7 protein-coding genes and 1 tRNA gene are annotated in these 14232 nt (G+C 70.9%); 4 read left to right on the top strand and 4 right to left on the bottom strand.

Features of this window, described 5'->3' with window-relative positions; all coding sequences use genetic code 11:
* Nucleotides 1-85: 85 nt before the first annotated feature.
* The 3 genes from ACQCO7_RS23705 (at nt 86) to ACQCO7_RS23695 (ending at nt 1407) form a co-directional block, all read left to right on the top strand.
* Nucleotides 86-871: a Pr6Pr family membrane protein gene (locus ACQCO7_RS23705; RefSeq protein WP_464073731.1), complete on the top strand. Its 786-nt coding sequence runs from the start codon at nt 86-88 to the stop codon at nt 869-871.
* Between the two features lie 42 nt (nt 872-913).
* A tRNA-Pro gene (locus ACQCO7_RS23700) sits at nt 914-987 on the top strand.
* 219 nt (nt 988-1206) lie between these two features.
* The gene (locus ACQCO7_RS23695) at nt 1207-1407 is read left to right on the top strand and encodes a hypothetical protein (protein WP_464073730.1); all 201 of its coding nucleotides are present in this window, start codon (nt 1207-1209) and stop codon (nt 1405-1407) included.
* 82 nt (nt 1408-1489) lie between these two features.
* Here the strand turns inward: ACQCO7_RS23695 and ACQCO7_RS23690 are convergent, their stop codons facing one another.
* The 4 genes from ACQCO7_RS23690 to ACQCO7_RS23675 form a co-directional block, all read right to left on the bottom strand.
* On the bottom strand, nt 1490-3598 hold the full coding sequence (locus tag ACQCO7_RS23690; protein ID WP_464073729.1) for a nuclease-related domain-containing DEAD/DEAH box helicase: 2109 nt from the start codon (nt 3596-3598) through the stop codon (nt 1490-1492).
* Nucleotides 3599-3739: 141 nt separating this feature from the next.
* A complete protein-coding gene (locus ACQCO7_RS23685; RefSeq protein WP_464073728.1) occupies nt 3740-8578 on the bottom strand; it encodes a DNA repair ATPase in 4839 nt (1612 codons plus the stop codon).
* A gap of 98 nt (nt 8579-8676) precedes the next feature.
* On the bottom strand, nt 8677-10725 hold the full coding sequence (locus tag ACQCO7_RS23680) for a flotillin family protein (protein ID WP_464073727.1): 2049 nt from the start codon (nt 10723-10725) through the stop codon (nt 8677-8679).
* Nucleotides 10726-10899: 174 nt separating this feature from the next.
* Nucleotides 10900-12312: a L,D-transpeptidase gene (locus ACQCO7_RS23675; protein ID WP_464073726.1), complete on the bottom strand. Its 1413-nt coding sequence runs from the start codon at nt 12310-12312 to the stop codon at nt 10900-10902.
* 325 nt (nt 12313-12637) lie between these two features.
* On the opposite strand from ACQCO7_RS23675, the gene ACQCO7_RS23670 reads away from it, so the two are divergent.
* Nucleotides 12638-14197 (top strand): hypothetical protein, encoded by a 1560-nt coding sequence (locus tag ACQCO7_RS23670; RefSeq protein WP_464073725.1) that lies wholly within the window; start codon nt 12638-12640, stop codon nt 14195-14197.
* Nucleotides 14198-14232: the final 35 nt, after the last annotated feature.

The following is a 14232-nucleotide window of genomic DNA, read 5'->3' as shown; positions in this document are numbered from 1 at the left end:
TTTTCGTACGGTGTTTCGTCGTACCGCGTCCCCCACTCGGCCCACCCGGATCGCCCCGTATGCCCGGTTTCCCTAGCTTGGGGGCATGACCGCTCCGATACCCCGGGACATTCCCGATCTGCCGGCGATTCCCCGTACGCACGCGCTGTTCCCCTCGTACGTCTCGCACGTCCCGGCGGCTGCGGTGGTCGCGCCGGTACGGCGGCCCCTCGCCGCGGTGCTGCGGCTGCTGCTGGCCGGGGCGGCGGCGGGGAGCGTGGGGATGGCGGTGGCGCTGGGTGACCCCTTGGCCGTACTGAGCCGGTTCTCCGTACAGAGCGCGTTGCTGCTGGCGCTGGTGACGGCGTTGTCGGCGCGGCGTGCGTGGACGGCGCGGCGTCCGTTGCCGGGGGCGGTGACGGGGGCGGCGCTCCTCTACACGGTGACCGGCGCGCTGACGTACCACCTGCTGCTCGCGCACAACGCGCAGGCCGCGCCGCTGACCGGCGGGACGGGCGGGTGGCACGCGGTCACGTCCCACCTGCTGCACACGGCGATCCCGGCGGCGGCCGTCCTCGACTGGCTGCTGCTGACGCCGCCGGCGAGGCTGCGGCTGCGGCAGGCGGCGGCGTGGCTGGTGTATCCGCTGCTGTTCCTGGGCTTCACGCTCGTGCGGGGTCACCTCCTGGGGGCGTCCTCCCCCGGCCGCTACCTCTACCCCTTCCTCGACGCGGCGGCCGACGGCTACCGGCACACTCTCGCCAACGCGCTCCTCCTCGGGCTCGCCGTCTACGCCCTATCTCTCCTGCTCACAGCCCTCGACCACACCCGCCCCAACCCCATCCGCCCCCACCCCAAAACCGGATTTCGTCTCCGGCCGCCGGTGGGCTAAAGTTAACGACGTCGCCGCAACGAGCAGGATTCGCAGCGGCATCGGGGTGTAGCGCAGCTTGGCAGCGCGCTTCGTTCGGGACGAAGAGGTCGTGGGTTCAAATCCCGCCACCCCGACAGTGTTTGAGCAGGTCAGGCCCTGTGCTGAGAGATCAGCGCAGGGCCTGATTTGCGTTGTGGTCCTGGGCTGGGTGCCGGCTGGGTGTGGTTTTCGGGGTCCAGCAAGCTGCTATCCGGACCGCAGTGACGGACTTGCGCGGCTAACTCCCCGCCGATCCAAGGTCCCTTCATCCATTCAGCGCGTGCTGCCGCACGTCCGAGGAGTGAAGGTTCACCATGTCCACGGCAAACAATGATCCAGATGTCCCGCAGCAGGACGAGACCTCCGCAGAGCACTCGCGCTCGCAGGGTGCTCTCGCCTGGGCCACGGTCGGACTGTCCGCAGCCTGCTGCACCGGCGGTGTGATCCTCTGCCTGGCCGGCTATGAGGACATCGGCGCCGCCCTCGTCATGACGGGCACCGTGACCCGGAAGTAGGGCAGGACCGTCCCGCGTCCGGTTTGAGGTCGGGCCCGTGCGGCAAGGCCGTGGGACGGATCCCACGGCCTCGTCGACATTATTAGGCGGCGAGGTTCAGGTGTGGAGTGACGGTGCCGAGCCACAGGAGGTCGCGGGCTCGGGTCATGGCTACGAAGAGCTGGCTGCGGGCGAGTTGGCGGCGTTCGGAGGTTGTCTCGGGGGAGGTGGTGGGAGTCGTGAGGTGGGCGTCGTGCTGGGGGAGGTAGACGTGCTTGAACTCAAGTCCCTTGGCACGGCGGTAGGTTCCGAGTTTGATGCCGGGGGTGGGGCGGCCGTCGTAGTGCTCCAGGAGGCAGACGGGGAGGCCGGAGCGGGTGAGGAGGCGGTGGTACTGGGTGATGGCGCGCTTCGAGGGGCAGAGGACCGCGGCGTCGCCGAGGCGGTCGGGCGGAAGGGCGTGGAGGGTGGCGAGGAGGGCCTGATCGTGGTCGGCGAGGGTGGGGTGGGCCGAGCGGAGGACCTTGCCGTCGTGGTACGTGAGGTCTACGTCGCGGCGGCCGGGGGTGCGTATGCCGTCGATGTCCTCGAAGGGGTCGTCGCGGACGACGGCGAGGGCGGCCTCCAGGATCTCCTCCGCGTTGCGGTAGTTCGTGCGCAGCACCTGGCCACGGTCGCCCCGGATGTCGATGCCGGCGTCACCGAGCCTGAACCCGCCTGGATATACGGCCTGTTGGCCGTCGCCGATGAGGAGGAGGCCGTTGGGGGTGTCGCCCACGAGGGCGTGCAGGAGGCGTACGCCCACGAGGGACAGGTCCTGGACCTCGTCCACGATCACTGATGTGTACGGGGAGTTGGGCGTCCCGCCCCGGCTCGTCCCCGTCCCGTCCGCTCCCGTTCGGGTCAACTCCGCGAGCGCCAGGGTGAGTACGTCGTCGAAGTCGTGCACGCCCTTCTCCGTACGCCGCTTCTCGTACTCCTCGTAGAGAGCCCACATCGCCTCGCGGTGGACGCGGCGCAGGGCCGTCCGGCGGCCGACGCGGCGCAGTGTCGCGTACTCCTCGAAGGCGGTGATGCCCCGCCCCTTGATCACGTGGGCGATCTCCTCCTGCCAGTACGTGGGGTCGGAGTCGAACTCGGCGAGTGGGCCCGCGCGTCCCACGTCCTTCCAGGCCAGGCCGAACGCGGTGTCCGACTTCTCCTTGTGCAGGCGGGTGTCGATGCCGCGGGCGCGGAGGAATTCCTGCGCCCACTGATGGAGGCTGCGGAAGTCCACGCGGTCGGCCACGGCGGGGGACATCGTCTTGAGGAACGTGCCTTGTACGCGGGGGAGGTTGTTGGCGAAGGTCACGTACAGGACGCGTCCGCCGGTCCGTTGGACCAGGTGCGCGGCGCGGTGCAGTCCGACCACGGTCTTGCCGGTGCCGGCGGGTCCGCTGATGCGCGCGGGGCCGGACCAGTTGCGGCGTACGAGAGGGATCTGGTCGGGGGCGAGGAAGGTCATCCACTGTTCGACGGGGGGCTTCATGGCTTCCGCGAGGGCCGCGTCACGCAGTCCGTCGATGTCGAACAGGCCCTTGTTCTCGGTGAGTTGGGGTGGCTGTTCGGTCGGCTTCGGGACGGACGAGTTCTCGTAGTCGGGGAAGGCGCGTTCCAGGTGGTCGGCGAGGGCCCGTACCCCTTCCGGCCTCAGGCGTATCGGCTCGCCCAACAGCACTGGGCCCACCTCGCGTTCACCGAGCAGCCTGACCCGGCCGAGTGTCGCGTCCACGTGCTGTCCGGCGAAGACCATCAGCGGACGCACCGCCACCGGCGACAACCCCAGTGCTGACACGGCGTGTTCGGCCGTACGGGTCATCGCGAGGAGCTTGCGGACGTGGGCGTCGCGGTCCTGCCCCTCGGCGTGGAGGCGGCCGTCCGTGATCCGCGGTGCGGCCCGCCAGTTCTTCACGTCGAGGACGAAGACCCCGCCCGGGCCGGCCAACAGCATGTCCACGTTGGCCGTGCGGGTTCCGGGCCAACGGCGGTCCACCAGAAGGCGCCAGCCGCGTTCGGTGAGGACGAGCAGTTGGGCCGCGACCAGGCGTTCCCCCTCGCTCGCGGCCTCCCAGCGGCGGGCCTCCTGCCGGGCTGCCTGCCACTGCTCGCGCAACAGCCGTTCCTGACGCCGCGCTTCCTGCGCGCGCCGCGACGCCGATCCCCCAGCCGCCATACCGCCTCCCCTGTACGCGGAGTGGTGATCGTATGGCGTACCGCAGTCGGAAAGGGAGAGGGCGATCTGGTCAGGCCGACCGGCCGGCCGGCGCTCCGCGGTCGGGAGAGGAATTCCGCAGCCTGCCGGGTCTCCGCTGATTCACCGTCGGTCGACGGCCCGTCCGATGGCTTCTTCGATCGCCGAGATGCGCTCCGCGAGATTTTCCAGCGCGGCTACAGCCCGGCCCATCGGATCGGTTCCATCTTCCGGGGCATAGGACGCTTTTATTGCTTGCCATCGCTTCGCCTGCTCGTCCGAAAGTGTTCCTCTCAGCTCGCCGAGTTTCAGCAGGTTCGACTCTGCCCCGCTGGTCAATGTCTGTGCCTCGGCGAGGAAGTGGTCTTCTATGGTGGCGTCGAGTTCGCTTTCGTTCATTGCGGGGCGTATGCGTTGGGTGATGCGGTTCATTGTTCGGTAGGAGCCTTGGAGGCGGAACGGGGGTTCGGTTCGGGTTGTGGGGGATTGGGCGGCGGAATCGATGTATGCGACGTTCACCGCCAGGACCGTTTGCCTGGCCCGCAGGACGTGGCGGATCACGGAGACGATCTCGTCGGTTTCGGCGGTGGTGTAGGGGTGGTGCAGTCGGTCCGGGGTTGCTGTGGGGTCGTTCTGGGCCAGGCGGGTGAAGAGGGCGAGGTCGGTGCGGGCGCGGCCGGACAGGGGAGCCAGGACGGGGTTTGAGGTGAGGGCGTTTTCGAGGAAGCTTTCGGCGAATGCGGTTTCTTTTCCGGTGAGGACGTCGCCGAGGTTCCATACGTCCGCCCGGTTCGCCAGCATGTCGGGGACGCGGAATTTCGCGCCGGACTCCGTGTAGGGGTTGCCTGCCATGCAGACGGCGAATCGTTTGCCCCGTAGGTCGAAAGTTCGGGGTTCTCCGTTCCCCACTCCGTCCATGCGTCGGGTCGCGTCGCAGAGGGGGATGAATTTCTGGAGGAACTCGGGGGAGACGTGTTGGATGTCGTCCAGGTACAGCAGTGTGTTGTTTCCTGCGGCCAGCGCGAAGTTGACCTTTTCTATTTCCTGCCGGGCCGTCGCGTTGGGGGCCTCGGCCGGGTCCAGCGAGGTGGCGTCGTGGCCCAGTGCCGGTCCGCTGATTTTTACCAGCATCAGGCCCAGCCGGTCCGCCACGTATTCCATGAGGGTCGTTTTTCCGTATCCCGGTGGGGAGATCAGGAGGAGAAGGCCGCCGGTGTCGGTGCGTTTCGTCTCCCCGGCGGTGCCCAGTTGTCGTGCGAAGCTGTCGCCGATCAGCGGCAGATACACCTCGTCGATCAGGCGGTTGCGGACGAAGGTCGTCATGGGGCGCGCCCGGTGCTCGGACAGTCGCAGGCGGGAGCGCTCCGCCGCCACCAGTTCGCCGCGCCGCCGCTGGTAGGCGCGGAAGGCGGGTACGTCGTGCTCCTCGAACTCTGCGGTTCTGGCGAGGAATTCGTCGAGGCGGAGTGTCAACTTGCCGTCGGTGAACCGTGGATGGGGAGCCAGTAGGCCCTCGACCGTCACGGTGGGTGAGGCGTCCACCGAGTATCGCGTCAACTCCGGGCACAGTTCGGCCGCTACGGCCTCGGCCAGCTCACCTTCCGTCACTTCCAGGCCACTTGAGGAGGCGTACGCCGACAGCCATGACTCCACGAGCTGCCGGCGCTCCGCCAGTACCGTCAGGGCCGCGAAGTCGTCGTGGGCGGAACTCCCGGCGACGGAACGGAACTTGTCGAGGAGGGTCCGTGCGGGCTCGCTCAGGACGAACCCCTCGGGACCTGAGGTCAGTTCCTCGAAGAGGTACTCGGCGGCAGGGCGTGATCCGCCGAGGGCGGAGGCCAACTCCCCCAGCAGGTAGGGGAGTCCGGGTGCGGTGCCGAACATCCGGCTGACGCGGGCGAGGGAGACGGCTCGCCGGGTCCAGGTCTCGCGGGCGTCGGCGCCGATGCCGTGCGTCCAGGCCAGGTGGGCGGCGGCGCGGGCGGCGGGCTCGTGGCGGAGGGTACCCACGTGGTCGTACACGGGTAGTACCGCGCGCAGGATCGCGGTCGCGTCGTGGTCGTGGACGCCGCGCTCGTACCCCTCGTCGTACGACTCCAGAGCTACCCGGCGTACGAGGGCGGGGAGGTCGTCGGTCGTCGTGAGGGTGGTGGGGCCGGGGTCGCGCAGGAGCCGGGCGGCGAGGTGTTCGGCGCGGCTGACCTGCGGAGATTCGGAGGGGAGGGTGCGGTCCCAGTAGGGGCGGGCGGCGGTGAGGGCGGGGTCGGTGACGGGGGCGCGGTAGTCCGTGCCGGTGAGGGCGAAGGCCAGGCCGTCACCCTGGGGTACGAGGGTGAGGTCGAGGGGCTGAGTGGTGACGGTGAAGCGGTGGGCGCCCAGGCGCAGGGTGCGGCCGTCGTCGGCGTACAGGTCGGTGCGGTCGCGCAGGGCGCGGGTCGCCTCCTGGTGGGCGGCGCGCAGGCGGCCGTCCAGTTCCTCCGCCCGTACGGAGTCGCCGAGCCGGCGGAGTTCGTCGGCGGTGCGGCGGATCTTCGCGACCATCGGGTCGGAGGCGAAGTGGGTACTGACGGCGTCCGCGTCGGGGAGGGCCGTGGCGCGGCGGGCGATGGTCTCCAGGACGCGTGCGGCGGAGGTGGCGAGGTGTTCGGCGCGGCGGGCTCGGGCGTCCAGGAGGCTCTGTTTGCGGGCGGTGAAGGCGTCGGTCAACTCGGTTCGCTGGTCGTCGAGTTGGGCCAGGAAGTCGTCGAACTCGGCGAAGCGGGACTCCAGGTTCTCCAACCGGACGAGGACGCCCGCGAGGTGGGTGTCGCAGGCGTCCGGCGTGTCCGCCGCCGCGAGCGCGCCGGTGACGGTCTGGCCCAACAGGGCGAATTCGGCGGCGAATTCGGCGCGGCCCTCGCTGTCGCGCAGGCTGCGGCGGCGGGCGTCGAGGACGGCGCGGGCGCGGTTGACGCCGCCGAGGACGTCGGCGATGCGCTCCAGCACGGACGTCCGCACGGTCGCGTCCCCGATGTCGAGGCCCGCCACCACCTCGGTGACGGTGCGCAGCCCCTCCCCCAGGGCCTCGATGCGGTCGGCGACGGGGCCGGCCTCCGCGACGGTCGTGATGGCGCCCGCGTCGGCCGACAGCCTTTCCACGTCGGCCTGTTGGGCGTCGAAGGCGTCCGGCCGGGCCAGGTGCTCGACGGCCCGCCGCCCGAACCGGTCGAGGTCGGCGCCGGCCTCCTCGGACAGTGCGTCGATGCGGGGCAGGTCGGCGTACCGCAGCTCCTTCAGCGTCAGCAAGTGACCTTGTGCGTGCCGGAGTTCGGTCAGGCCGGCCACCCAGGCGGCGGCCGTGCGCGGGGCCTCGCCGCGCAACCGCCGTATGACGGAGGCTAGTTGCCCGGCGGCCTCGTCGAGGGCGTCGGCGGCCTGGCGGGTGAGGGCGCGGACGGTGCGGAACTCGGCGAGGACCTGTTCGGCGGTGGCCCGGACGTCCGCCAACCGGGCGCCGAGGCCGCCGAGTTCGTCGTCGGCGAGCCAGTGGTGGACGTCAACTGCCCTTGCGCAGGCGGCGACCAGGGCCTCGTGCCCCTCGGCCGTCGCGGTGGTCTCCCCCACCGACCGCGCGATCGAGAGGCAGTCGGCGATCCCCCGCACCAGGTCGGCGTTCCCCACCCGGCCCAGTGCCCCGCCCCCTCCCCCGGCCCGTGCGCGCAGGTCGGAGACGTACGGCGACGCCCAGCGCCGCACGGTGTGCAGGTGCCCCGGCTCCTCGCCGGCCCGCAGCACCAGCAACTCCCCGTCGTCCCACCGCGCCCACCCCCGGCAGGGCAGCGGCGCGGCGAACTCCTTGCGGATGGTGTTGTACGACAGCAGCAGCGCCCGGCCGTCGCCGGCGAAGGCGTAGAGGACGTCCTCCCCGTACGGCGAGCGCACCTCGCGCTCGAACTCCAGCCCCCCGGCGTCGAGTTCGAAGGTCTTGTGCGCGCCGGAGACCAGGCAGTAGCCGCCGGGGAAGACGATGCCCTGGTCGTCGGGGAGGCGGCGGCATGCCTGCCCGACGCCGTCGAGCCGGACGACGGTCCGGGTCAGGGTGTTGACGACGAGGTACCGGTGGCCGGGTTCGCGGTAGGGGCGGACCCGGACGAGGACCAGGGGGCCTACGCGGGCGTGCGCGATGTCGGCGTCGGCGAGGGACTGGAGGGCTTCGGTGACGGGCTCGGTGTAGAGGGCGTCACCCGCGTCACCCTGGTCACTGCTGCCGCTCCGGTCCCCCTTGTCCTCCGCATCACCCCCGCCGGCGGCAAGGGTGAGCAGGCCCTCCGACGTCGAGACCCGCAGCCCCTCCGGAAGACGTGCGTAGCGCCCCTGGACGTGGTCCTCCCGTACTACCTCCGTCCAGCGGAAGTCGTACCTCTCAGGTCGTACGAGGTCCCGGTCGCCCCGCGCGTCGAGGAACTCCGGCCGCCCGCCCGGCGTGAGGGACCACCGCAGGACGCGGATGTCGTCGGTCTTCTCGCCGGTCCGGAAGACGGCCAGCAGCCGGTCGTCGGTGAGCCGGAGGCGCAGGAGCCGGGCCTGCCGGTAGTAGCGGTGGAGGTCGGTGAACTCCCGCACGAAGTCGGGAGAATCGAGGAGTCCGGGCAGGGCGTCGGCCGAGACACGGTTCAACTCGCGGTCGTGCAGGGCGAGTACGTCGGAGACCTGGCGTCCGGTGCGGCTGTCGCCGTCGGCGCCGGTGTCGTACCCGAAGAGGAGGAAGCCGCCGATGCCCACGATGTCCCGGGGCAGGACGGGGTGTTCGGTGCGCAGGGCGTCCGTGCCGGTGAGGGTGAGGCCGACGGCGCCGAACTCCGCGACCCGGCGGGCGTTCAACTCCTCGGTGTGCCGGGCGAGTTCGTCGGCCTGGGCGGCGAGTCGGTCGCGGAGGAGTTCGTAGGTGCCGGGGTCGACACCGTCGTACGCCTGTGAACTCAACTGCTCCCCCAGGGGTGTTGTCTTCGGTGGGTCGTCAGGGCGGGCGGGACGCCGGAGCTGCTGCCCCCCGCGCGGCAGCTACGGCGTCCCGCCGGGGGTCAGGGCCTGGTGGTGCCGTTGAGTTCGGCGTGGCCCGACTCGGTTGCGGTGTCGAGGAGTTGGCGGAGCTGGGACAGGTCGGCGCCGGACTTCATCAGCTTCGTCAGGAGCGCGGAGACGGTGAGGTTCTGGACGTCGGAGGTGGTGACCGAGCCCAGCACCCCGGTGAGGTCGTCGGTGAACGAGGCGCTGCCGTCGAGCCAGGGCTTCGTCAACGCCTGGGCGGTGTCGGAGTGTTGGAGGAATCCGTCGACGCCCTTGCCGAGTGCGATGGAGCCGACGAGGCGGTCGAGGAAGACCGAGTCGCCGCCGACGATGTCGATGTCCGCGTTCTCCAGGCCGGTCGCGAGGACGGTGGCCTGCGCCTCGGCGATCTGGCGCTGTACGTCGAGCCCGGCGAGGCGGATCTCCTTCTCCGCGGCCAGCCGCAGGCGGTACTCCTCGTGGGTGCGGGACGCCTCGTCGAGGGCGGCCATCGCGGCGGCCTTGTCTGTGAGTCCGGCGGCCTCCGCCTTGAGTTTCTCGCCGATGGCCCTGGCGTCGGCGAGGGCCTGTGCCTCGGCGCCCTCGGCGCGGGCGAGGGCGGTGGCGCGGGTGCCCTCGGCCTCGGCGCGCAGCCTCGCCGCCGCCGCTTCGGCCTCGGCGCGGCCGGCCTTCTCGATGACCTCGGCCTCCTTGTCGCGCACCTGCACGGCGGCGAGTCCTTGGGCGGCGGCCTCGGCCTGGATGCCCTCCGCGAGGCGCAGTTTGGCGCGCGCGTCGAGGTCGGCGCTCTTCAACCGGGCCTCGGCGAGGGTGAGTTCCTCGGCGGCGCGGTGAACTGCCGCCACCTCGGCGGCTTCCGCGGCCTTGATGTCCTTGACGAGCTTCTCCTGGGCCTCGGCCTCGGCGGCGATGACGACGGCCTGGCGCCCGCGCTCGGCCTCCTCGACGACCCTCAACTTCTTGATGGACTCTTCCTGTTCGGCGACCGTCCGGTCCACGGCGACGCGTTCGCGCACGACCTCGGCGATGTCCCGGCGCTCCGCCTCGACCTCCTTGTCGGCGGCGATCCGCGTCAGCTGGGTCTCCCGCTCGCGCGCGATGATCTCCAACAGCCGGTCCTTCTCGATGCGTTCGTTCTCGACGGCGATGACGCGCTCGCGGTTCTTCGCGGCGACGGCGACCTCGCGGGCCTGGTTCTCGCGCTGGACGCCGAGTTGTTCCTCGGTGCGCAGGAACGCGCCCTGGGAGCGCAGGCGTTCTTCCTCGACGACCCGCGCGGTCTCGGCCTCCTCGCGGGCCCGGCTGGTCTCGATCTCGCGGCGCTGCTTGATCTCCGCGTCGGCCTGGCGGCGTTCGAGTTCGAGGATCGCCTCGCGCGCGTCGACGTTCTGGCGCGTGATCTCCTTCTCCTCGGTGCGCTGGGCCTCGTTGGTGCGGACGTGCTCGACGGCGGTGAGTTCGGTGATCTTCCGAATGCCTTGCGCGTCGAGGACGTTGGCGGGGTCGAGCTGGGTGAGCGGCGTCTGCTCCAGGTAGTCGATCGCCGCGTCCTCCAGGTGGTAGCCGTTGAGGTCGACGCCGATGACCTCGATGATCCGGTACCGCAGCTCCTCGCGCTTGGTGTAGAGATCGGTGAAGTCCAGTTGTTTGCCTACGGTCTTGAGCGCCTCGGAGAACTTCGCGTGGAAGAGTTCCTGGAGGGTTCGCTGGTCGCTGGCGCGGGCCGTGCCGACCGCCTGGGCGACCTTGACGACGTCCTCGGCCGTCTTGTTGACCTTGACGAAGAACGAGATGCGGATGTCGGCGCGGATGTTGTCCTTGCAGATCAGCCCCTCCTTGCCCGCGCGGGTGATCTCGATCGCCTTCACCGAGATGTCCATCGTCTCGGCCTTGTGCAGGACCGGCAGCACGATCTGCCCCGTGAACGTCACGTCCACCTTGCGCATCTTGGACACGATCAGCGCCTTGCCCTGCTCGACCTTGTGGAAGAGCCGGGAGACCAGGAGGAGCGCGAGCAGCAGCAGGATCAGGCCGACGGCTGCCAGCACGACGACGACATCCATGGAGTACGTCCTTCGGCCGTTGGGTTGGTGCCGTCATCGTGCCCGTGGCCTGGGGCTTCGCGCATTGCCGGTTCTCGGCAGTGTTTTCGGGGGTGTTGGTTCCGACTGCCGTCAAGAATCCGTCAAGAAGCCGTGAGGATCGTGGAGTTGGAGGTTTGACCTCGTACGGCCGTGTCAGGAGGCCGAGGGACGCAGGTGTTCCTCGGCGGGCCGTGCGGCGCTGCTCCCGTTCAGGGCACTGCCGTTGACCCATGCGCGCCACGGCATGTTCCAGTCGCCCACGCCGTTGGAGAACGGCGTCATCTCCTGGCCGCGCGTGTGCACGGTCCGGGTGATGTCGCCCTCGCCGAGGACGAGGAACAGCCACGCCGCGTCCCCGTCGCTCATCCCGACGCAGCCGTGGCTGACGTCCCGGCGCCCGAACGAGGAGGCCGCCCAGGGGGCCGCGTGGAGGTACTCGCCGCTGAGGGTGAGGCGGATCGCGTGGCGGACCGGCAGGTCGTACGCCTCGTCGGTGTCGGAGGGGATGCCGATGGTCGTGCTGCGCATCCGCAGGACGGCCTGTTTGTCGAGGACCACCTTGATGCCGGCGCGGGTGCGGTAGCCCTCCTTGCCCGTCGTCACGGGGATGACTCGGAGGGTCGTACCGTCGCGCAGGACGCTCATCCGGTGGGCGGAGGCGTCGATGACGGCCTCCACCCGGGGGCCGGTGGAGAACCTCAGGGGTACTACGGGGGCTACGCGCAGGTGCTCCGTGAGGCGTAGTCCGGCGAGGTCGTCGGCGGTGACGCGGATGTCGGCCCGTGCGGGCCAGTAGGTGCGGGGGCGGTAGTGGAGGGTGGTGGGGTTCAGCCAGTGCCAGGCGCCGGGGGCGGCTGCCGGAGTGGCGGTGACGCTGAGGTGGCTCTCCAGGAGGGCGCGGCTCTCGGGGGGTACGGGGTGGCTGAGGTGGGCGGTGATGATCTGGCCGACGCCGTAGGTGCGGGCTCCCTCCGGGGTACTACGGGTATCACCGGCGGCGGCTGCCCCGGAGGTACTACGGGTATCCCCGCCGGACGGTCCCAGGGTGACCGTGAGGAGGCCGCTGCGGGCGCGGGAGGTGGTGAACTCCGTGCGGTGGGGGGCGTTGTGGGGCTGGGGGTCGGTGCGGACCTCGGCGACGTAGTGGGTGGCGGCGCGCAGGACGTGGATGCTGCGCCAGACGCGTGCCGAGGGGTCGAGGTGCCCGGCGACCCGGTGTCCCGCGTCGTCCTTGAGCGTTACGTCCGTGAGGTGACCCTGGCCCCGGAGGGTGACGGTGACGGGGGCGTCCGGGTCGACGGGAGCCGTACGTCCCGGGGAGCGGGGTTCCGGTTCCTGGGAGTGCGTGCCGACCCGTACCTCCGGCTGCGGCGGGGCGGGTTTGCCGTCCGTGGCCGGGGCGTCGGCGTGCGGGTGGAGGGCGACGGTCAGGGCAACGGCCAGTACGGCGGCGGCGGTTGCGGCCGTGCCGTACGTCTTGAGGGCCCTGCCGCCGGGGGTGCTCGGGGTACTGCTCGGCGCCAACCTGTGCTCCAGCGGGGTGGGGGCGGGTGGGTCGGCTCGCATGTAACCGGCTCCTACCTCGGAGCCACCCGTAGGTCTGCGGCGTGTCCCGAGAACCATGGATGATCAGCATCCGATCAGACGAAACGGCGGCCTCCGATCGGGGCGCCCGCACGGGCCGTACGTCGGCGCCGTACGCCTCCGGAGCCACGCACGGGTCTATCGGCCGTTCCTCCGGGGCCCCATCTCCCCCTGCGGGACCACCGATTGGCCCCCGGCCCCTCCTCCGGGCGCCCGCCAAAAGAACGGGGTGAATCCATGCGCCCATATGACGTCCGCTGCGCGTGCCGCCTCTCCCGCACCCGCAACCATAATGATCAATACGTTCATGATCATCCGATTTCCCCTGTGTGACGAGCACACCGGCGCCCCGGCTCCCCGGGCCGCCAGCGCCCTGGTCCGGCGGGCGGTCCTGCCGCTGGTCCTGGCGTGCACGGCCCTCTCCACCTGCTGGCCCACCCACGCGGCACCGGCCGCGGCCCCTGCGGACGGGACCGGCACGAAGGGGCTGGTCCTCCGGGTGATCGTCAACAAACGGCCCGGCACCGGCGCCGTCGACCCGGGCATCCGGACCGGCCACCCCGTGTACAAGGAGTACCGCCTCACCAACAAGGGCGGCGCCGACCTGCACGACGTACACGTCTACGACCCAGGTATGAAGGGCGCCCGCATCGTCTGCGCGGGCGGAGCGGACAAGGTCCGGCTCCTGCCCGGTCTGACCTCCACGACCTGCACGGCTCAGGGCTCCGCGCAGAAGGGCCGGCGGATCGCGCAGGCCACCGCCTCCGGCCGGATCCCCTCCCTGAACGCGCCGGTCAGGGCCACGGCCCGGTCCGGGTACGCCGGGGTCGGCGGCACCCTCGCGCTCAGCCAGCGCGCCACGGTCGCCGCGCCCGCCGGGCCCGACGACCCGGCGCGGGTCACTCTGAAGTACTCCCTCACCAATACCGGCAACCTGCCCGTCCACGGCGTCCGGATCATCGACCGCACCCTGGCCCCCAAGGGGGTGAGGTGTGCGGAGGGTACGTCGGTACTACGCCGGGTGGAACCCGGCCTGACCGCGCACTGCACCGTCCGGCTGCGCCTCGACCCCGGCAGCCAGGTCAGCGAGGGGTTCGCCGAGGGCAGCGACCGCACCCGCACCCTGGACCACAAGGGCCGGCTGATCGGCGCGCCCACGCTGCGGGCGCACAGTTCGCTGCGGTTCGGGGTGCCGTACGCGCAGAGCGCTGGCGACGTCGTGACGCCGGTGCCGATGCCGCTCGGCGCGCAGACCGACCCCGAACCCGCCGCCGGCGAGGACGAGGTGCCCTCGTCCGGTACGTCGGTGCCGGAGGGGACGTCGGAGAACTCGGCCACGTTCTCCGCCGGGGCGGCACAGGGGGTCGTACCCGGGGAGGCACCCGTCACGGGGTACGACGACGTACCCGCCGTAGTCCCTGGGTTCCTGCCCGGCGAGGTACCTGGGGGGTACCTCCCAGGTATCCCCTCCACGCACCCCTCAGGGAGCCAGGTCCCCGGTGAGCTCCCCGCGTTCTCGCTGGTCCCGTCCGGGCACCCGAACGATCCCGGGAGCCACCACACCGGCTCCGGTACCACCAGTACCCCCGGCTCGCACGAGGTCGGCTCCCCGGTGACCGGCTCGCATCCCCCGGCCTCGCACGGCCCGGCCCGTAGTACTCAGGTACCGGACCCGTACGACCTGGGAGCCACCGCCTCCCAGGACCCCGGCAGCGCCACCCCCAAGGGCGCCTCCAGCCTGGGCTGGTTCGGCATTCCCCGGAACACCTTCCTCATCGGCGCGGTCCTGTTGGGGGCGTCCGCGGTGACGGGGGCGGTGTTGTTCCTGCGGCGGCGAAATGGCGGGCCGGACGACATGGCGTTCTGAATTCCGGCACAATTCCGGGCGATTCAGGGTGATTT

It is taken from the genome of Streptomyces saintjeani, from assembly GCF_055409605.1.
This window is presented reverse-complemented; position numbering and strand designations above follow the sequence as displayed.

Excerpts from the sequence above, each read along its gene's own strand:
- ACQCO7_RS23695 (WP_464073730.1), top strand. The coding sequence starts at position 1,207 with ATGTCCACGGCAAACAATGATCCAGATGTCCCGCAGCAGGACGAGACC.
- ACQCO7_RS23705 (WP_464073731.1), top strand. The coding sequence starts at position 86 with ATGACCGCTCCGATACCCCGGGACATTCCCGATCTGCCGGCGATTCCC.
- ACQCO7_RS23690 (WP_464073729.1), bottom strand. The coding sequence starts at position 3,598 with ATGGCGGCTGGGGGATCGGCGTCGCGGCGCGCGCAGGAAGCGCGGCGT.
- ACQCO7_RS23680 (WP_464073727.1), bottom strand. The coding sequence starts at position 10,725 with ATGGATGTCGTCGTCGTGCTGGCAGCCGTCGGCCTGATCCTGCTGCTG.
- ACQCO7_RS23675 (WP_464073726.1), bottom strand. The coding sequence starts at position 12,312 with ATGCGAGCCGACCCACCCGCCCCCACCCCGCTGGAGCACAGGTTGGCG.
- ACQCO7_RS23670 (WP_464073725.1), top strand. The coding sequence starts at position 12,638 with ATGATCATCCGATTTCCCCTGTGTGACGAGCACACCGGCGCCCCGGCT.